General features: G+C 67.4%; 17 protein-coding genes. 11 read left to right on the top strand and 6 right to left on the bottom strand.

Features of this window, described 5'->3' with window-relative positions; genetic code table 11:
- The first annotated feature begins 10 nt into the window (after positions 1–10).
- The 5 genes from M2351_RS39690 to M2351_RS39670 are packed head-to-tail and all read left to right on the top strand — an operon-like array spanning position 11 to position 5,890.
- The gene (locus M2351_RS39690) at positions 11–1,399 is read left to right on the top strand and encodes a GAF domain-containing protein (RefSeq protein WP_264661468.1); all 1,389 of its coding nucleotides are present in this window, start codon (positions 11–13) and stop codon (positions 1,397–1,399) included.
- Complete coding sequence (locus M2351_RS39685; protein WP_264661467.1) at positions 1,396–2,502, top strand: tetratricopeptide repeat protein; 1,107 nt, start codon at positions 1,396–1,398, stop codon at positions 2,500–2,502. The genes M2351_RS39690 and M2351_RS39685 overlap by 4 nt, the downstream gene beginning before the upstream one ends.
- Positions 2,499–4,040: a GT4 family glycosyltransferase PelF gene (pelF, locus tag M2351_RS39680; RefSeq protein WP_264661466.1), complete on the top strand. Its 1,542-nt coding sequence runs from the start codon at positions 2,499–2,501 to the stop codon at positions 4,038–4,040. The genes M2351_RS39685 and pelF overlap by 4 nt, the downstream gene beginning before the upstream one ends.
- Before the next feature lies 1 nt (position 4,041).
- Entirely contained in the window at positions 4,042–5,421 is a 1,380-nt protein-coding gene (gene pelG / locus M2351_RS39675; RefSeq protein ID WP_264661465.1) for an exopolysaccharide Pel transporter PelG, read from the top strand.
- 4 nt (positions 5,422–5,425) lie between these two features.
- Positions 5,426–5,890: a hypothetical protein gene (locus M2351_RS39670; RefSeq protein ID WP_264661464.1), complete on the top strand. Its 465-nt coding sequence runs from the start codon at positions 5,426–5,428 to the stop codon at positions 5,888–5,890.
- A gap of 43 nt (positions 5,891–5,933) precedes the next feature.
- Here the strand turns inward: M2351_RS39670 and M2351_RS39665 are convergent, their stop codons facing one another.
- From M2351_RS39665 to M2351_RS39655, 3 genes are all read right to left on the bottom strand, one after another.
- A complete protein-coding gene (locus tag M2351_RS39665; RefSeq protein ID WP_264661463.1) occupies positions 5,934–6,842 on the bottom strand; it encodes a hypothetical protein in 909 nt (302 codons plus the stop codon).
- Between the two features lie 107 nt (positions 6,843–6,949).
- The gene (locus M2351_RS39660; protein ID WP_264661462.1) at positions 6,950–8,146 is read right to left on the bottom strand and encodes an E22 family MetX-like putative esterase; all 1,197 of its coding nucleotides are present in this window, start codon (positions 8,144–8,146) and stop codon (positions 6,950–6,952) included.
- A 119-nt stretch (positions 8,147–8,265) separates the two neighbouring features.
- Positions 8,266–8,586: a heavy metal-binding domain-containing protein gene (locus M2351_RS39655; protein ID WP_209762756.1), complete on the bottom strand. Its 321-nt coding sequence runs from the start codon at positions 8,584–8,586 to the stop codon at positions 8,266–8,268.
- Positions 8,587–8,812: 226 nt separating this feature from the next.
- On the opposite strand from M2351_RS39655, the gene M2351_RS39650 reads away from it, so the two are divergent.
- The 6 genes from M2351_RS39650 (at position 8,813) to M2351_RS39625 (ending at position 13,156) form a co-directional block, all read left to right on the top strand.
- Complete coding sequence (locus M2351_RS39650; protein WP_264661461.1) at positions 8,813–9,448, top strand: XRE family transcriptional regulator; 636 nt, start codon at positions 8,813–8,815, stop codon at positions 9,446–9,448.
- Positions 9,449–9,783: 335 nt separating this feature from the next.
- Entirely contained in the window at positions 9,784–10,749 is a 966-nt protein-coding gene (locus tag M2351_RS39645; RefSeq protein WP_264661460.1) for a YqaJ viral recombinase family protein, read from the top strand.
- A 17-nt stretch (positions 10,750–10,766) separates the two neighbouring features.
- Positions 10,767–11,621 (top strand): hypothetical protein, encoded by an 855-nt coding sequence (locus M2351_RS39640; RefSeq protein WP_264661459.1) that lies wholly within the window; start codon positions 10,767–10,769, stop codon positions 11,619–11,621.
- A 46-nt stretch (positions 11,622–11,667) separates the two neighbouring features.
- Complete coding sequence (locus M2351_RS39635; protein WP_264661458.1) at positions 11,668–11,973, top strand: hypothetical protein; 306 nt, start codon at positions 11,668–11,670, stop codon at positions 11,971–11,973.
- Positions 11,974–12,017: 44 nt separating this feature from the next.
- Positions 12,018–12,368, top strand: coding sequence for a hypothetical protein (locus tag M2351_RS39630; protein ID WP_264661457.1), 351 nt, complete (start codon positions 12,018–12,020; stop codon positions 12,366–12,368).
- Between the two features lie 155 nt (positions 12,369–12,523).
- Complete coding sequence (locus M2351_RS39625) at positions 12,524–13,156, top strand: LysE family translocator (RefSeq protein WP_264661456.1); 633 nt, start codon at positions 12,524–12,526, stop codon at positions 13,154–13,156.
- Between the two features lie 4 nt (positions 13,157–13,160).
- On the opposite strand, the gene M2351_RS39620 is transcribed toward M2351_RS39625, so the two are convergent.
- The 3 genes from M2351_RS39620 to M2351_RS39610 form a co-directional block, all read right to left on the bottom strand.
- Positions 13,161–14,270, bottom strand: a complete 1,110-nt coding sequence (locus tag M2351_RS39620) for a sensor domain-containing diguanylate cyclase (protein ID WP_264661455.1) — start codon at positions 14,268–14,270, stop codon at positions 13,161–13,163.
- 115 nt (positions 14,271–14,385) lie between these two features.
- The gene (locus M2351_RS39615; RefSeq protein WP_264662430.1) at positions 14,386–16,761 is read right to left on the bottom strand and encodes a Tex family protein; all 2,376 of its coding nucleotides are present in this window, start codon (positions 16,759–16,761) and stop codon (positions 14,386–14,388) included.
- 244 nt (positions 16,762–17,005) lie between these two features.
- Positions 17,006–17,305, bottom strand: a complete 300-nt coding sequence (locus M2351_RS39610; RefSeq protein ID WP_264661454.1) for a hypothetical protein — start codon at positions 17,303–17,305, stop codon at positions 17,006–17,008.
- Positions 17,306–17,368 lie beyond the last annotated feature (63 nt).

Here is a 17,368-nt window from a genome sequence, read left to right as displayed (position 1 = left end):
GAACCGCGGCATGAGCGACTCCACATTGGAACCGGGTCTCAATCCCGGAAGCCCGGCGGCGGCGCAGGCCGGACCGCGCCGCGTCCTCGGCCTGCGCCGCGTGGCGCTGGTGGAGCTTGCCCTGTTCTTTCTGGTGGCGTTGGGGCTCGATGCGGCGGTCGGGGCCGGCCTGCGCTTCGACGGGGTGCAGCCGCATCCCTTCTGGATACCGGTCCTGCTGCTGGCCATCCAGTACGGCACGAACGAGGGCGTGCTGGCCGCCGTCGTGGCGTCGCTGGCTCTGCGGGTCGGCAACCTGCCGGAACAGCTGATCTCTCAAGACTTCTATCAGTATCTGTTCACGATCAGCCGGGAGCCCATCCTGTGGCTGGTCGCCGCCGTGATGTTCGGCGAACTGCGCATGCGCCAGATCCGGGAACGGGACGAGTTGCGCGCCCACCTGGACCTCGCCCGCCGGGAATCGGACGCCATCACGCGTTCCTACCGGCAGCTGAAATCGGTCAAGGAGAGCCTGGAAACCCGCGTCGCCGGCCAGCTGCGCACCGTTTTCACGCTCTACCAAGCGGCCCGCGCCATCGACAAGCTGGACGAGGGCGAGGTGGTGCTGGGCGTCGCCGACCTGGTCCGCTCCGTCATGCGGCCGGAGAAGTTCTCGCTGTTCCTTCTGAACAACGACGTCCTGGAATCGGTGACGAACGAGGGGTGGGACGACGAGGACGACAGCTACGCCCGCTGGTTCGACCATTCCTCCCAGCTGTTCGAAACGGTGGTCGGCCGCCAGCGCATCCTGTGCGTCGCCCGCGCTGAGGACGAGCGCATCCTGAAAGGTGAGGGCGTCCTGGCTGGCCCGCTGGTCAGCGACGACACGGGCGAGGTCGTCGGCATGCTGAAGATCGAAAGCCTGGGATTCCTGGATCTCGGCGTGAACAGCCTGGAGAACTTCCGCATTCTCTGCGAATGGATCGGTACGGCCCTGGCCAAGGCGCGGCAGTTCCGGGAGCTGAACGAGCAACGCCTCTATTCGGGCGACGGCTCGCTCTATTCGTCGGGCTTCATCGACCGGCAAGCGATCTTCCTGGCGAACCTGGGCCGACGGCTCGGCTTCGAGACGACCACCGTCACCATTCGGCCGCAGGGCCTGTCCCGGCTGAGCGCAGACCGGCGGGCGGAGGTCGCGGCCGCCATCGGGCGGGCGGTGCGGCAGGGGCTGCGCGACACGGACATGGCCTGCGACGTCGGCCAGCACGGCATGGTGTTCGGCGTCGTCCTGCCCGGCACGCCGATGGACCGGGCCCAACTGGTGTCCGAACGACTGGAGGCGTCCGTCCGCAAGGCCCTGCCGGCCGATCTCGCCGACCTGCCGATCTCCTTTACGGCGCAGAAGGTGGGGGCGGAATGACCAGCCACGCCGAACCCGCAGACGCCGTGCTGGAGGAGGCGCCAAACAGCGGCACCGCCGGCCTGCTGGCCGCGCTCGCGCTGGCGCTTGCCGCGGAGGCCGGCGTGGTCGCCTGCGCTATCGGACTGCCGGGGCCCTTCGGGCTTGCCGTGGCCTTCGGGGGCCATGCCGGCGTCGTGGCGGCTGTCGCACTGTGGGTGCGGTCGCGGGCGAGGCGCGGGCTGGACTTGCGATTGGCTGGCCTGCTGCTCGTCACCACGCCGGTGCTGGGGCCGATCGGGCCGGCCTGCACGCTGCTGACGACGCTGCTGCACGCCCTATTCCGGCGCTACGCCACCGGCTTTCAGGACTGGTACCTGTCCCTGTTCCCGGAAAGCCAGTCCGAACCGGCGCAGGAGCTGTACGAGCTGATTGTGTCGGGTCGCGAAACCTCGCACCTCGCCGCCGCGGAGTCCTTCACGGATGTCATGTCGGTCGGCTCGCCCCAGCAGAAGCAGGCGGTGATCGCGCTGGTCGCCCGGCACTTCCGCCCGGCCTTCACCCCAGCGCTGAAGGCCGGGCTGGCCGATTCCGACCCGTCCGTGCGCGTCCAGGCGGCGACCGCCACCGCGCGCGTGGAGCACGAGTTCAACGAACGTTGGCTGGAACTGGATGGGGCTGCCCGGGCAAATCCACAGGACGCGCGTGCGGGGCTGGCTCTGGCGCGGCACCTGGACGACTACGCCTTCTGCGGCCTGCTCGACACCAACCGGGAGCAGGAGATCCGCGACAAGGCCCAGGACGGCTATCGCCGTGGGCTGGAGCTTGCGCCCGATGATGATGACGCCCGGCACGACTTCGGCCGCCTGCTGCTGCGCTGCGGGCTGGTGGAGGAGGCCGCGCGGACGCTGGACCCGCTCGTCGAGCGGACGGACGACCGGCGTGTTCTGTTCTGGTACGCGGAATGCCTGTTCCGCCTGCGCCGCTACGGCGACCTGCGCGCCATGGCGGAACGGCGCGCGGACCTGATGCCGGACGGCGGGGACAGCACCGACACGCTGGCGTCGGTCATAGCGCTGTGGAGCGCTCCGGCCGAGGACCGGAAAGAGCCGGTGTTCGCATGACCGATTTCTGCAAATCCAAAGAGCCGGCCGACGTCTGCCTGCTGATGGAGGGCTCCTACCCCTACATCCTCGGCGGCGTGTCCACCTGGACGCATGACCTGATCAAGTCGCACGCGGACCTGACCTTCCACGTCGTCTCGCTGGTCGCCGACCGGGCCACGCGCACGATGGCCTACGAACTGCCGCCGAACGTCACCGGCCTGACCCACGTCTATCTTCAGGATCCGGATCCGGGCTGGCCCTGGGTGCCCGGCAAGGCCGAGCTGATGCGCCGGATCGAGGCGCCGCTGAAGCGCTTGCAGCAGGGCGGCGGCCTTCCGGAGGTCGAGGAGATCGTGCGCCTGCTGTCGCGCCGGCGCGGCAGGGTCGGGCGGCGGGTGCTGCTGAACTCCGAGGAAGCCTTCCGCATGGTGGTCGGGCTGTGCCGGGAAACCCTGCCCGACGCCTCCTTCCTGGAGTATTTCTGGGGCTCCCGCGCCTTGATGAGCGGGCTGTTCGCGACGATGCTGGCGCCGATGCCTGCGGCGAAGGTCTATCACGCAATATCAACTGGTTACGCTGGTTTGTTCGCAGCCCGTGCGAAGCTGGAGACCGGCCGTCCGGCCCTGCTGACGGAGCACGGCATCTACACAAACGAGCGGCGCATCGAGATCCTGATGGCCGAATGGCTGTTCGAAGGGGCCGACACCTCGCTGGTCGTGGACAAGAAAAAGCGTGATCTGAGAGACCTTTGGCTGGATACCTTCGCAAGCTACTCGAAGGCCTGCTACGACGCCTGCGACCGCATCCTCACGCTGTACGGCGGCAACCAGGAATTCCAGCGGCGCCAGGGCGCGGACCCAAGCCGCTTGAAGGTCGTCCCGAACGGCATTGATTACGCTGGATATTCGAAGGTTCAGCGCGACACCTCCAAGCGTCCGCCGACCATCGCCCTGATCGGCCGCGTGGTGCCCATCAAGGACGTGAAGACCTACATCCGCGCGGCCGGCATCCTGCGCGAGGACATCCCCGACCTGAAGGCGATGATCCTCGGACCGCTGGAGGAGGATCCTGGCTATGTCGAGGAGTGCCGGACCATCGTGAAGCATCTGGGTCTGGAGGAGACGGTCATCTTCGCCGGCCGCGTGAAGCTGACGGACTGGCTGGGCAAGGTGGACGCCATCGCGCTGACCAGCGTCAGCGAGGCGCAGCCGCTGGTGATCCTGGAGGCCGGCGCGTCCGGCGTGCCGAGCGTGGCGACGGACGTCGGTTCCTGCTCCGAACTGATCCTGGGCCGCGACGACGAGGTTCCTCCGCTGGGGCCGGGCGGTGCCATCACACCGCTGGCGAGCCCGCTGGACACCGCGCGGGAATTGCGCGCCCTGCTGCTCGACGAGCCCTGGCGGGAACGCTGCGCCGCAGCCATCGCGCAGCGCGTCGCCCGCTACTACGACAAGGTGGAGATCGACCGCATCTACCGCGGCATATACGACGAGCACATCGCGCTGCCGACGCGGCCGAGCCTGTTCGAACGCCCCCCGGCGCAGGGAGCGGCGTGACATGGCGGGCATCGGTTTCGCGCTGCGCAAGCTGGCCCGCCGGGACGACCTGCTGGGGGTCCTGCAGGGCTACGCGCACTCGGCCTTCATCACCTCCGGTCCCTGGATGTTCACCATCCTGGCGCTCGCCGGCATCAACCTGATCGGGCAGGTGACCGTTTCGATGGAGGAGTTGACGCTCTTCCGCGTGGTGGTGATCTACAATTTCTGCTTCTCGGTCGTGCTGACCGGGCCGCTGGTGCTGGTCGCCACGCGCTATCTGGCGGACGCGATCTACGCCAAGCAGGTGGACGCGGCGCCGGGCATGCTTCTGGCGACGCTCGGGCTGGCCTACGCGCTGTCGGCCATGACGGCGGGGCCTTTCTACCTGTTCTTCAGCGATTTGCCGACGCCCATGATGGCGGCGGCGTTGGTGGGATTTTTCCTGGTCAGCGGCATTTGGGTGGTGTCGATCTTCCTGTCGGCGCTGAAGGACTATGTGGCCGTCACGGCAGCCTTCGGGATCGGCATGGCGGTGGGAACCGTCGCGACCGCGGCGTTGGGGGTGGCTGCCGGACCGACCGGGATGGTCTGGGGATTCTCCGCGGGCCTTGCCGTCATCCAGTTCGGGCTGATCGCGCGCGTCTTCGCGGAGTATCCGTACCGCGTCGCGCGGCTGTTCGCCTTTATAAGTTATTTCCGCCGTTATTGGGACTTGGCCCTGGTCGGGCTGGTCGCCAACGTCGCGGTCTGGGTCGACAAGTGGATCATGTGGTTCGTGCCGGAGTGCGAGGCCGTGTCCGGCGCGATGGTGATCTATTCGGCCTACGACAGCGCCATGTTTGTCGCCTACCTGACGATCATGCCGGCGCTGACCCTGTTCACCGTGAATGTCGAGACGCGATTCTTCGAGCGCTACCAGGGCTTCTACCGCGACATCCAGGAGCACGCGACCTACGACCAGATCGCCCGCAACCACCGAGGCATCATCCAGGCGCTGCTGGACAGTTCGCGCAACCTGATCATCCTCCAGGGCGCGGTCTGTGCCCTGGCGATCTTCCTGGCGCCGAACATCGTCGGGGCGCTCGGCCTGCATTACCAGCAGATCGGCATGTTCCGCTTCGGCGCGCTGGGGGCCTTCTTCCAGGTGGGATTCCTGTTCTGCACGGTGATCCTGGCCTATTTCGACCTGCGCCGGCGCAACCTGTTCGCGCAAGTCTTCTATCTGGCCGCCAACGGCGGGCTGACGCTCGCCTTCAGCCGCATGGGCTTCGCGTGGTATGGCTACGGCTACTTCCTGTCGTCGCTGCTGTCCTTCGCGGTCGCCTACCTGCTGGTCGCCACGGCGGTGCGGAAGCTGCCCTACGTCGCCTTTGTCGCCAACAACCCGTCGGTCCGATAACGCCATGAACGGCTTGGCCGTCGTCGCTCTGATCATGCTGGCCGCTGCGCCTGCCCTGGCCGACCCGGTGCGGGTGGAGCGCACCGCCCCCGACCACCTGCGCGCGCTCATGCAGCCGCCGGTGGTTCCCAAGGAAATCCTTCCGCCCCGCACGCGCTTCACCCGCTCCCAGGCGGTCTACAGCTTGCCGAAGGGGCTCGACGGCCTCGCCAAGTTCGATCCGGCGCTGTCGCACCTGTGCCAGCGCGGGGCCTTTCTGCAAGAGAGTGACGGATTCTATTGGGCGCGCACGCCGGACAAGCGTTACGGCGTCGCTTTTTCCGGCGGTGCGAATCTGGTGGACCCGCAAGGCAAGCGGCAGAAGGGGCAGGTCTATTTCTTCGACGGGCAGGACAGCCGCTGCCGGGTGTATGTCGGGGAACAAGCGCGGCTGATGCCGAACTACATCGGGCAGGGCGGACGCCCATAGACGCCACCTCCCGGCCAGAAAAGGCCGGGAGGAGGAAGCGCGTTTACTTCGAGGCGACGGTGGCCGCGGGCTGGGCCGGACGGCCGACGGCGAACAGGATGTCCTCGCTGTTCACATGGTCTCCGGGGCCGAACTGGAAGCTGTTGATGGCCCCCCGCGCGTCGGTGCCGAACAGGATGAAGCCCGGGCCGACTCCGTTGGCCGAGACCTTGCCATCCACCACCGTGTCGCGCACGTCCGGATAACGGGCGTAGGCCTGGGCGAGGCCCGGATGGGCCTTCAGCACGGCCGGCGGCAGGGTCTTGGCGCTGTAGTGGGCCACCGACGAGGAATCGAGGACCATCAGGTACGCCTTGCCGCGCCCGGCCGGGATCGGCTGGCTCATCACCACCATGACGTGGCCGGTGTCGTTCGCCGGCTTGCCCGTGTAGGGGATGCCGCAATGGCCGGGCAGGCACCAGGACAGGATGTCGCCGGGCCGCACGTCGGCCAGCTTGCGGACGGGCGTGAAGGGCGCGCCGGGCTTCAGGTTGGCGAAATACTGCCGGTAGACGTTGGCGCGCGGGTAGGGCTTTTCCGCCTCGCCCGGCACCTGGGACTGGTAGGCGTGCACCGCCTCGTACTGGAGCGGCAGCTTCTTCAGGTTGTGCGACACCCAGCCGGAGCAGTCGGCCTCGACCTCGTACTTCCCGTCGCCGAGCGGCAGGACGACCGCCGCGGGGCTGTTGTTCTCCTGCTCGTGGACGTATTTCGTCTTGCCCACGACGCTGGCCAGCGAACCAGTCACGCCGGCCAGATGGGTGGCGGGCGTTGGCACGGGCAGGGCGGACTTCTGCTGGGCCAGGGCGGGAAAGGCCACCCCGGCGAGGATGGCGCCGAGCGCTGCGGTCTTGGCGAAAACATTCATGGCGATATGCACCCGATGGGACAGGGTCAGGATGAATTTCGCCATTTTATAGAGATAACCGGGCCGGTGAACTCCCAAAACGCGAATGTCGCGCCGCACCTGTGCGGCGGCCCGGATGATGCGGGGCCGCCGCCTGCGGTTCCGGTGGATGGCTATTTCGCCAGGAACTGCGCGATGGTGTCGCCCGCCTTCGCGATGTTCACCACGCCGTCGAGATGGCCCAGCGTGGAGGTGATCGCGTCTGTGTATTCGACCTTCAGCCCTTGCTTTTCCAGCCGTTCCTTCAGCGGGCGCATGTTGCCGTCCGGCGGGAAGACCATGTCGTCGGCCGACGGGATCAGCAGCACCGGCGCCTTGATCTTCGCCAGCCCTTCCTCCACGGTGCCGCCGTTGCCAGTGACGAAGGTCTGGTTGGCCTTGACCAGATAGAGGAAGTGGTTGGCGTCGCTGACCGACGCGCGGGCGGCGGCGGCCTTGTCCAGCCACGCCTCGATCGCATACTGGTTGTTCATCGACAGGCGCGGGTCCTTGCCCTCCTCGGCCCATTTGCGGCCGAAGGTGGCGTCCGCCCATTTCCAGTGGCGCGCGTGAAGGGTGACCAGCTTCAACGCCTCCGTCAGGCCGGCCTTGGGCTCCTCCTTGCCGTAGTAATCGCCGTTCTGCCAGTTGGGGTCGACCTTGATCGGCGCCGCCCACAGGTTCAGCCAGCCGATCAGGAAGGGGTCGGCCTCCGCCCCGCCGATGGCGGCGATGACGCGCTTGACCATCTCCGGGTAGGAGGCGCCCCACTCGAACGCCTGGAGCGAGCCCATGGAGCCGCCCATCACGGCCTGGAGCGACTTGATGCCCAGGCTGTCGAGCAGGGCTTTCTGCACGTTCACGAAGTCGCGGATGGTCACGACCGGGAAGCTCATGCCGTAGGGCTTGCCGGTGTCCGGGTTGATGCTGGCCGGCCCAGTGGTGACCACGGTCGGGTCCTTGGGCGAGAGGTTCACCAGCGTGTCGGAACTGATGATGAAGTACTTGTCGGTGTCCAGCGGCTTGCCTGGGCCGATGATCGAATCCCAATAGCCGGGGGCGGTGTCCTCCGCCTTGTATTTCCCGGCGGCGTGGCTGGAGCCGCTGAAGAAATGCGTGACGAGGATCGCGTTGTCCTTGGCGTCGTTGAGCTTGCCGTAGCTCTCCCAGCCGACGCGGACATTCTTGATCGTGCCGCCGCCGGTGGTCGTGTAGGACGGCATCTCGAAGACCTTCTTCTCGACGAGGCCGTCGAGCGCCAGGGCCGGTGCCGCGCACAGAAGCCCGGCGGCCATGACGAGGCCGCCGAGGCGCATGGCCACGGATCGCATGATGGTTCCCCTCCGGATGTTCTTCGTTCGCAGAAGCGTTGCTTGGACGAGAAGTCTACGAACAGCCTCCGACCTGTCCAGTAGGGCAATCGGCGGAGCCTGAAGGGGAACCTCTCGTTTCAGCCCAGCCGCACGGCGGTGCCGTTGATGGAGACCATCAGCATGCCGTTTTCCTTGCCCAGCACCTCGTAATCGATGTCCACCCCGACCACCGCGTCGGCGCCGAGCGCACGCGCGGATTCCTGCAAATCGGCAAAGGCGGCCTCCCGCGCGTCGCGCAGCGCGTTCTGGTAGCCGCCGGCCCGCCCGCCGACGATGTCGCGGATGCCGGAGAACAGGTCGCGGAACATGTTCACGCCCAGAATCGCCTCCCCGGCAACCATGCCCAGGTACTGGGTGATGCGGCGGCCCTCGACGTTGTCGGTGCTGGTGACGATCATGGCAACGCTCCCCGTTGGTGTGCGCCTTGAAGGTGGCGCCGGAATCTTCCGCCGCAATAGGGAGCATCGGCGTGCCGCCGGAGGAGGCAGGAGGGCGCATGGCGATACTGCGAAATCGCAGCGTATCCTCGACGAAATTACGGCATAGTCGATGGACCCTTGCGCGTTCCGCCAATGTTCTCTCTTATCGGCGCAAAAGGGGCGTTGAGGTGGTGAGGACCGGGCCATGGACGACACGCGGCGGGCGATCCTGCGCTGGATGACCGGGGTGATGGAGGCGCACGGCTGGAGCGCCGGCGCCTGGGCGCGCCTGGCCGGCGTTACGGCGACCAACCTGACCCGCTTCCTGCGCGACCCCATCGCCGGCAGCGTGCCGAGCGCGGAGACGCTGGGCCGGCTTGCCCGCATTGCAGGATCGGAGCCGCGCTTCCTGGACGAGCGCGCCTACCCCCCGACGACCCGCGTGCCGGTGCTGAGCGTGGAGCAGGTGCACGCCTTCCTGGACCTCGGCCGCCGGGCGGGGGAGGCCTTCATCGCCTCTGCGCTCCGGGACGGCGGGCGCAGCATCGCGGTGGACCGGCCGGCCTCCCGCCGGGCCTTTGCCCTGACCATCGCGTCCAGGAGCCTGAACGCCGCCGGGGTTCTGCCCGACGACTGCGTCGTCCTGGAACCGACCGACGTGCTGGCGCCCCAGGCCGGCGACGTGGTGGTGACGGTGGGCGAGGGCACGGTCTGCGGCTACCGCTTCTTTCCGCCGCAGTTGCTGCCCGTCAGCACCGACCCTGACTGCCGCCCGACGCCGATCGGCGATGCCAACGTCGCTGGGGTGGCCGTGCACGTCGTCCGTTCCCTGCGGATTTGACGAAGAATTTCGAAAAGAGAGTCGCAAAGGCGCGCGGATAATTATTTACGAACCACCTCTTAAACGGGGCGTGGTCGTGTCCATCTGTGTGCTCTCCCGCGCCGAGTCGCGAAGCGCTGCCGCAGCATTTCAGGCGGCGACTTACTTTCATGAAAACAATCGATCTTTCGATCCTTACGGCCACGTTGCAGGTTCTCTTTTTGTTCTTGAATCCTGCATGTTCGCAGCCCATATTCAGCGTACGGCTTATGATTAATGCCGAAGGTGCTGCGAAGGCGCATTTCGGAAGGGCGTAAGGCGGGGAGGTTGGCAACGGCTGGGGGGCCGGAAGGGGAATGGCGATTACCGACGCGCAGCGCGCCGCGCGGGCAGGGCGGATCGGGTCTTCCGACGCCACCCGCATTATGGCGGGCGACTGGGTGGCGCTGTGGCGGGAGAAGACCGGGCGCGCGGATCCCGCGAACCTGGACCTCGTCGCCGCCGTGCAGATCGGCATTGCCACGGAACACCTGCACCCCCGCTTCGTGGAGCACGCGACCGGCGTGCGCTGCGTGGCGGCGGAGGACACCTGGGTTCACCCCGAGCATGGATGGATGGTGGCCCACCCCGATTTCCTGACCTGGGAGGACGGGGCGGTGGATGGCGCGCCGGACACTGTGGTGGAGGCGAAGTTCACCGGCGGGTTCCAGTCGGACGCGGAGCTGGCCCAGCGCTACCACTGGCAGCTCCAGCACCAGCTGGCGGTGATGGGGCTGGAGCGGGGGCTTCTGTCGATCCTGCGGCCCACCGGCCACGCGATCGTGCGTGTTCGCAGGAACGAGGACGATTGTGAACGGTTGCTGGAGACGCTGAGCGCCTTCTGGTGGCACGTCACCAACGACGTGGAGCCGAGCGACCCCGTGCCCTTCGACGCGCCGGTCTACGAGACGCGGCGGGTCGTGGACATGGCGCTGCACAACCGCTTCGTCTCGCTGGCGGCGGTGCTGGTGGAGCAGCGCTCCACCGCCATCGCGGTGAAGGAGGCGGAGGTGGCGTTGAAGGCGCTGATGCCCGCCGACGCGCGCATCGCCTTTTTCGCGGGGGAGGAGCCGGGCCGCGGCCTGTACCTCGTCCGCGACCGCGAGGGGCGCCTGTCGCTGCGCTACGGCGCGCCGCCGCGGCGCGCGCTGGATACCGCCGAGCCGTGGCAGCCCGCTGCGGACGGCACCCTGGACCTGATTGCTGGGGATTTGTCCCCTGACCCGAGCCTGGACGCTGTGCTCAGCGGCGGCTGGGGTGAGGGGAGAGACGAACGCTTCTAAAGACGAAGGACCCGACCATGGGACGCATGAGCAAGACCGACACCGTCGCCGAAACCGAAAAGGCCGAGAGCAAGGCCGAGCCGAAGATCACGGGCTCGAAGGCGGAGACGGCGTCCGCGTCCGCCCACGCTTCGGCCCACACTTCGAAGGCCGACGCTCCCACCTTCGAGAACCTGCATCTGTGGAACAAGCTGAAGCGGACGGACCCGAAGGCGACCAAGCCCTTCACCCGGTCCGGTGGCTTCCGCGGCACGCAGATCGACCCGACCTGGCGCCTGATGATGATGACCGAGGTGTTCGGTCCCGTCGGCAAGGGCTGGGGCTACGAGCAGATGGACTGGACCATCGCCGAGCGCATGGTCTTCATCTGCGCCCGCGTCTGGTACATCGACCCGGAGACGGGCGAAAAGTGCTGGACCGGCCCGCAGTGGGGCGGCACCGAGATGGTCCGCCGCCGCAACGGCATCGAGGCGCCCGACGACGAGTGCTTCAAGATGTCGATGACGGACGCGGTCGGCAAATGCCTCGTGCAACTCGGCCTCGCCGCCGACGTCCACATGGGGCAGTTCGACGACAGCAAGTACCGGGAGGAGTCGGAAGCGTTCTACGCCGCCAAAGCCAACCCGGACCTGCAGCCCACCGCCATCGCCGCCTTTGAGGAGGAGGTCAAGAAGCGCCTTGGCGCCTGCCTCGACCTCGACGACCTGGAGGAGGTCTGGCGGGCCGGCGTCGGCACCCGCCTGCGCGAGATTGGCAGCGTGGATCGCGCGGCCCAGCACCGGATCACCAGCCTTTTCGCCCAGAAGAAGGCCGAGATCCTGAAGCGCGAAGAAAACGGTGATCAGGACGGCGGCGAAATGGAGGCCGCCTGAGGCCCATGAAGTCTTAGCCCGTGACACAGGCTGGAAAGGAGACGTCATGACCGCAACCCGCGCCGAACGCTCTCCCAGCGGCCTGTTCCGCATGAGCGCCTGGGAAGGCGAGATGGAGCGCAGCAACGCCCAGCTGCCGCGCTGGTACTGGAACGAGGCGGACCGGCGGCGCCAGTACGCCCGCTGGGTGGAGGCGGAGGCGGAAAGCATGGCCATGCGGCTGGCCGCCCTGCTCCGCCCGGACACGCCGGCCGAAACGGCGGCGCCGGCCCGCGCGCTGGTCGAATCGCTGGCGCGTGACGCCGAGTGGGCCCGCCGGTTGGAAGAACGGCTTCTGTCGGAAGCGGCCTGACGATCAGGCCAGAAGATAAGGCCAGAAGATAAGGAACCGACGCCATGATGATCGAGGAGGTCCAGGCCCGGCTGCGCGCGGCTCACGCCCGTATCGGGCACGAGGGCCGCTTCGCCCTCACCCTCAGCCTGAACGGAACCGAAGAGTGCTACATCACCCACTGGTTCCGCCCGGAACCCCACGCCTTCGAGGACTGCAAGGCCGTGGGGTCCGGCACCATCGCGGAATGCCTGGCGGCGCTGGACCGCTACGTCGCCGCCTACCAGCGCAAGCCGACGGATGAGGAGGTTGGGCGGACGCTCGGTCTGCTTCCGTCGGACGCGGCGACGGCCAAGCGCGTCCGGCCGCGCAGCGCCCCGCGCAAGAACCCAGGCGTGATGATGGCGGCGGAATGAGCCGCAAGCGTCATCACGCGCCGGTCGAAACGGAACGGGCCGCCATCGAAGGATGGCGGCCCGTCTGCCGTTCGGGGCTGCGGCGTTCGGACGCCTGACAGGCCCGCGCCACTCGATTATCGTGGCCTGTGAAATCAATCGCGGAGCCCGTTGCCATGGACGCGTCCGTTGCCCTGTTGAGCATTCTCGGCGCCTTGGCGATCGGCGCCATGAGCCCCGGCCCCAGCTTCGTGCTGGTGGCGCGCACATCAATCGCCGTGTCGCGGCGGGCCGGCCTGGCCGCGGCGTTGGGCATGGGCGTCGGGGGTGTGGCCTTCGCGGCGCTCGCGCTGCTTGGTCTGCACGCGCTGCTGACGCAGGTCGGGTGGCTGTATCTCGGGTTGAAGGTCGCGGGAGGGCTGTACCTGATCCATCTGGCCGTGCGGATCTGGCGCAGCGCCGGAGAGCCTATCCATGTGGCGGAAGGACCCGTGGACGCGACCGGCGCGACCCGCGCTTTCTGGTTCGCGCTTGCCACCCAGCTGAGCAATCCGAAAACCGCGATCGTCTACGGCAGCATTTTCGCGGCGCTGCTTCCCGCGGCCCCGCCGGCGTGGGTCCTCCTGACTTTGCCGCCCGCCGTGTTCCTGATCGAGGCCGGCTGGTACGCCATCGTCGCCGTCGCCTTTTCCGCCGGGCGCCCGCGCGCGGCCTACCTGCGATCCAAAGGCTGGATCGACCGTATCGCGGCGTCGGTCATCGGGGCGTTGGGGCTGCGGCTGGCGTTTGAGGCGGCCCGGCCCGGCTGACGCTTCAGGTCGCGCCCAGTTCGAGGCGGTTCTTGCCCAGGCGCTTGGCGCGGTACATGGCTTGGTCGGCGGAATGCAGCAGCGTGTCCGCGTCCGCACCGTCCCACGGGTAAAGCGCCAGCCCGACGCTGGCCGACACTCGGTGGGAAAGGCCGGGCAGGGGGGCGTCGATGGCGGCGATGACCTTTTCCGCCACGGCGCGTGCACTTGCGGTCGATATGTCGCCTTCCAGCAGGGCGGCGAACTCGTCGCCGCCCATGCGGGCGGTGCTGTCGCTGTCGCGCAGCACACCAGCGAGGCGCTTGCCGATGATCACCAGCACCTCGTCCCCTTTGTGGTGTCCGTAGGTGTCGTTGATCTCCTTGAACCCGTCGAGATCGAGGAACAGGAGCGCGAAGCTCCGGTTCTCCCGGCGGGCGCGGGCGATCGCGTGCTGCAGCCGATCCTCGAACCGAATGCGGTTGCACAGGCCGGTCAGCATGTCGTGCCCGGCCAGATAGCGCAGCCGCTCTTCCAGATGGTGCTGCGCCGTGGTGTTCCGCGCCACGCCCTCGACGCCCAGCGCGCGCCCGGACGGGTCGCGACGGATGTAGGCGTTGGCGGTCACCCAGATCAGCTCACCGTCCTTGCGGCGCATTGGAATGCCATAGTCGCGGATCTGGCCCCCGGCCTCCTTCAGCGCGGCGATGAACCGGTCGCGTCCGTCTTCTTCCACGTAATGGTCGGTGATCCGCGTGCCGACGACCTCCTCCGGCGCGATGCCGAACTCCCGCGCGAAATGGGGCGAGGCCATGATCACGCGCCCCTCCAGGTCGGTGCGATAGAAGGCGTCGGGCAGGTTTTCGATGATCGACCGAAGGTCGGCCTCGGACTGCGCCAGCCGTTCCATGGTCGAGCGGAGCGCTTCCTCCGACCGTGCCCGGCGGGTGAACTCCCGGCGCAGGAAGAACCACAGGAGGATCGCCGTAACCAGGACGAAGGTGACGCCCTTGGACTTTTCGACGAGCGCGTTCCCGCCGAGCCCGATGGCGTCCAACAGATCGTGCGATCCGACCACCCAGACAATGGCGAGAACAGCGTAGGCGCCGGCGATCCTGATTGCGGGTGCGGTCATATGAGACGGTGTGCCCTTGGCCTTTCCGCGAACCTAACCTTTCGCAGCCCAAGCGTCCACGCGCAACGGCGTGGACGCTTGGATGTCCCAGATTCGGAGCGCTGAACCGAGCCGCTTACCGCTTCTTGCCGGCCTGGGCGCGCGCGAAGGCTTCGGCGAAGGCACTGTTGATCGGCTCCGGCGCCCGCGCTGGGGTAGGGGTGGGCTTCGCGGCCGGCTTGCCGGACGGCGGACCGTTGCGGCGCCCCTCTTGCGGACGGCCATCGCGTTGGCGGTCATCGCGGGGGCGTTCCCCGCGCGGTCCCTGGGCCTTTTCGGGGCGGGGGGCCGCGTCGGTCAGGCGCATGGTCAGGCCGATGCGCTTGCGGGGGATATCCACCTCCAGCACCTTGACCTTCACGATGTCGCCCGCCTTCACCACGGTGTGCGGGTCCTTCACGAAGCTGGTCGAAAGCTGGGAGATGTGGACCAGCCCGTCCTGGTGGACGCCGACGTCGACGAAGGCGCCGAAGGCGGTGACGTTGGTGACGACGCCTTCCAGCACCATGTCGGGCTTCAGATCCTTCAGCTCCTCCACGCCTTCCTTGAACTCGGCGGTCTTGAACTCCGGACGAGGGTCGCGGCCGGGCTTCTCAAGCTCCTTCAGAATGTCCTCGACGGTCGGCACGCCGAAGCGTTCGTCCGTGAAGTCTTCCGCGGACAGGCCGCGCAGGAAGCGCGCGTCGCCGATGACGCTGCCGAGATCCTTGCCGGTCTTCTTCAGGATGCGCTCGACCAGCGGGTAGGCTTCGGGGTGGACGGCGGAGGTGTCCAGCGGGTTCTCGCCCTCGCGGATGCGCAGGAAGCCAGCCGCCTGCTCGAAGGTCTTCGGCCCGAGGCGCGGCACCTCCAGAAGCTGCTTGCGCGAGCGGAAGGCGCCGTTCTTGTCGCGGAATTCCACGATGTTGCGGGCGATCGTCTCGTTCAGGCCCGACACGCGGGTGAGCAGCGGGATCGATGCGGTGTTCAGGTCGACGCCGACGGCGTTCACGCAGTCCTCTACCACCGCTTCCAGCGAGCGGGCGAGCTTGCCGCCGGAGACGTCATGCTGGTACTGGCCGACGCCGATCGACTTCGGCTCGATCTTCACCAGCTCGGCCAGCGGGTCCTGGAGGCGGCGTGCGATGGACACGGCCCCGCGGAGCGACACGTCCAAGGTGGGGAACTCGGCTGCCGCGGTCTCCGACGCGGAGTAGACCGACGCGCCGGCCTCGCTGACCACCAGCTTGGTCAGCTTCAGCTCCGGATGGCGCTTGAACAGGTCGGCGACGAGCTTGTCGGTCTCGCGGCTGGCCGTGCCGTTGCCGATGGAGATCAGCTCCGCCTTGTGGCGGACGGCCAGCGCGGCGATTACGGCGATGGAGCCGTCCCAGTCGTTGCGCGGCTGGTGCGGATAGATGGTCGTGGTGTCGACCAGCTTGCCCGTCGCGTCCACGACCGCGACTTTCACGCCGGTGCGGATGCCCGGATCGAGGCCGATGGTCGTGCGCGGGCCGGCCGGCGCGGCCAGCAGCAGGTCGTGCAGGTTGCGGGCGAAGACGCGGATCGCCTCGTCCTCCGCCCGGTCGCGCAGGTCGCTCATCAGGTCGGTTTCGACGTGCGGGCCGATCTTCAGCTTCCAGGTCCAGCGCACGACGTCCGACAGCCACTTGTCGGCCGGGCGGCCCTGGTCGCGGATGCCGGTGTGGGCGGCGATGGTGCGCTCCGCCGGGTGCGGCTGCCCATCTTCCAGCGGAAGGTCGAGCCGGATGTCCAGCACGCCCTGCGTGCGGCCGCGGAACAGCGCCAGCGCGCGGTGCGACGGCAGCTTGGCCCAGGCCTCGTCGAACTCGAAATAGTCGGAGAACTTGGCGCCCTCGGCGCGCTTCTCCTCGATCACCTTGGCGGTGACGACTCCCTTGTCGGCCATGGTCGCGCGCAGCCGGCCGACCAATTCCGCGTCCTCGCCGAAGCGTTCCACCAGGATATGGCGGGCACCGTCCAGCGCGGCCTTGACGTCCGCGACCTCCTTCTCGGCGCTGACGAAGGCGGCAGCCTCCGCTTCCGGCGCCTTGGACGGGTCGGCGAGCAGCCGATCGGCCAGCGGCTCCAGCCCGGCCTCGCGCGCGATCTGCGCCTTGGTGCGGCGCTTGGGCTTGTAGGGCAGGTAGAGGTCTTCCAGGCGCGTCTTGGTGTCCGCCTGTTTGATCTGGAGTTCCAGCTCCGGCGTCAGCTTGCCCTGTTCCTGGACCGAGGATAGGATCGCGGCGCGCCGATCCTCCAGCTCCCGCAGGTAGCCGAGACGCTCCTCCAGCGTGCGCAGTTGCGTGTCGTCGAGCCCGCCCGTGGCTTCCTTGCGGTAGCGGGCGATAAAGGGGACGGTGGAGCCCTCGTCGAGCAACTTGACGGCCGAGGCAACCTGGGACTCGCGAACCGAAAGCTCGTCGGCGATGCGCTGGCTGATGGACAGCATGGATGACCGGTCACTGGTGAAAGACAAGGCGGCTCCTATACCGCGAAGGGGGTGCCCACGACCAGTGGCGATCTGGGGTATGACGGAACATGGGGTGCGATGCCGCTGGAGCGGGTGCCCGTGCAGCCTTCCGGGCGGACGGCGCTGTTCGACAGGGAGCGGCACATCGGCGCGTTGTTCGCCTGTCCACGATAAAGCGGTACGCTCTGCAAAAAAGTATAGGAGAAGAAAAAAGCCCTGTCATTTACCGGTCGTTAACCATGGCGACCCTATACATGGTCTTGCAACTTGGTTGCGTTTCCTCCCGAACCAAACTTCCAGCGGCTCGCTGCATCTGTGGCTGAGCCGCTTTTTCTTTGCCTAAAATGCTCTGGAAGAAAAATCCAGTATGGTGAAGAAATCCAGTTAACTCGTTAACCAATAATTCAGGCCCCATTGATAGGGTCATCTTCAGCAACTTGGTTGCGTTTCCTCCCGAACCGACTTTGGCGGCTGCCGCACCGGCATGCCGCCATTTTTCTGTCCAGCCGAAGCCAATTCCCAATCTGTCCGTGTCAAGTGTGCGGGACAGGGTTTTTTCCCCTTGCTTTGGTTGGGGGAAACATCC

The sequence above is a fragment of the Azospirillum canadense genome, from assembly GCF_025961225.1.
Lineage (GTDB): Bacteria > Pseudomonadota > Alphaproteobacteria > Azospirillales > Azospirillaceae > Azospirillum > Azospirillum canadense.
Note: the sequence above shows the minus strand (reverse complement) of the source record. Positions and strands in the feature narration are given on the sequence as shown.

Excerpts from the sequence above, each read along its gene's own strand:
- M2351_RS39690 (WP_264661468.1), top strand. The coding sequence starts at position 11 with ATGAGCGACTCCACATTGGAACCGGGTCTCAATCCCGGAAGCCCGGCG.
- M2351_RS39685 (WP_264661467.1), top strand. The coding sequence starts at position 1,396 with ATGACCAGCCACGCCGAACCCGCAGACGCCGTGCTGGAGGAGGCGCCA.
- pelF (WP_264661466.1), top strand. The coding sequence starts at position 2,499 with ATGACCGATTTCTGCAAATCCAAAGAGCCGGCCGACGTCTGCCTGCTG.
- pelG (WP_264661465.1), top strand. The coding sequence starts at position 4,042 with ATGGCGGGCATCGGTTTCGCGCTGCGCAAGCTGGCCCGCCGGGACGAC.
- M2351_RS39670 (WP_264661464.1), top strand. The coding sequence starts at position 5,426 with ATGAACGGCTTGGCCGTCGTCGCTCTGATCATGCTGGCCGCTGCGCCT.
- M2351_RS39665 (WP_264661463.1), bottom strand. The coding sequence starts at position 6,842 with ATGGCGAAATTCATCCTGACCCTGTCCCATCGGGTGCATATCGCCATG.
- M2351_RS39660 (WP_264661462.1), bottom strand. The coding sequence starts at position 8,146 with ATGCGATCCGTGGCCATGCGCCTCGGCGGCCTCGTCATGGCCGCCGGG.
- M2351_RS39655 (WP_209762756.1), bottom strand. The coding sequence starts at position 8,586 with ATGATCGTCACCAGCACCGACAACGTCGAGGGCCGCCGCATCACCCAG.
- M2351_RS39650 (WP_264661461.1), top strand. The coding sequence starts at position 8,813 with ATGGACGACACGCGGCGGGCGATCCTGCGCTGGATGACCGGGGTGATG.
- M2351_RS39645 (WP_264661460.1), top strand. The coding sequence starts at position 9,784 with ATGGCGATTACCGACGCGCAGCGCGCCGCGCGGGCAGGGCGGATCGGG.
- M2351_RS39640 (WP_264661459.1), top strand. The coding sequence starts at position 10,767 with ATGGGACGCATGAGCAAGACCGACACCGTCGCCGAAACCGAAAAGGCC.
- M2351_RS39635 (WP_264661458.1), top strand. The coding sequence starts at position 11,668 with ATGACCGCAACCCGCGCCGAACGCTCTCCCAGCGGCCTGTTCCGCATG.
- M2351_RS39630 (WP_264661457.1), top strand. The coding sequence starts at position 12,018 with ATGATGATCGAGGAGGTCCAGGCCCGGCTGCGCGCGGCTCACGCCCGT.
- M2351_RS39625 (WP_264661456.1), top strand. The coding sequence starts at position 12,524 with ATGGACGCGTCCGTTGCCCTGTTGAGCATTCTCGGCGCCTTGGCGATC.
- M2351_RS39620 (WP_264661455.1), bottom strand. The coding sequence starts at position 14,270 with ATGACCGCACCCGCAATCAGGATCGCCGGCGCCTACGCTGTTCTCGCC.
- M2351_RS39615 (WP_264662430.1), bottom strand. The coding sequence starts at position 16,761 with ATGCTGTCCATCAGCCAGCGCATCGCCGACGAGCTTTCGGTTCGCGAG.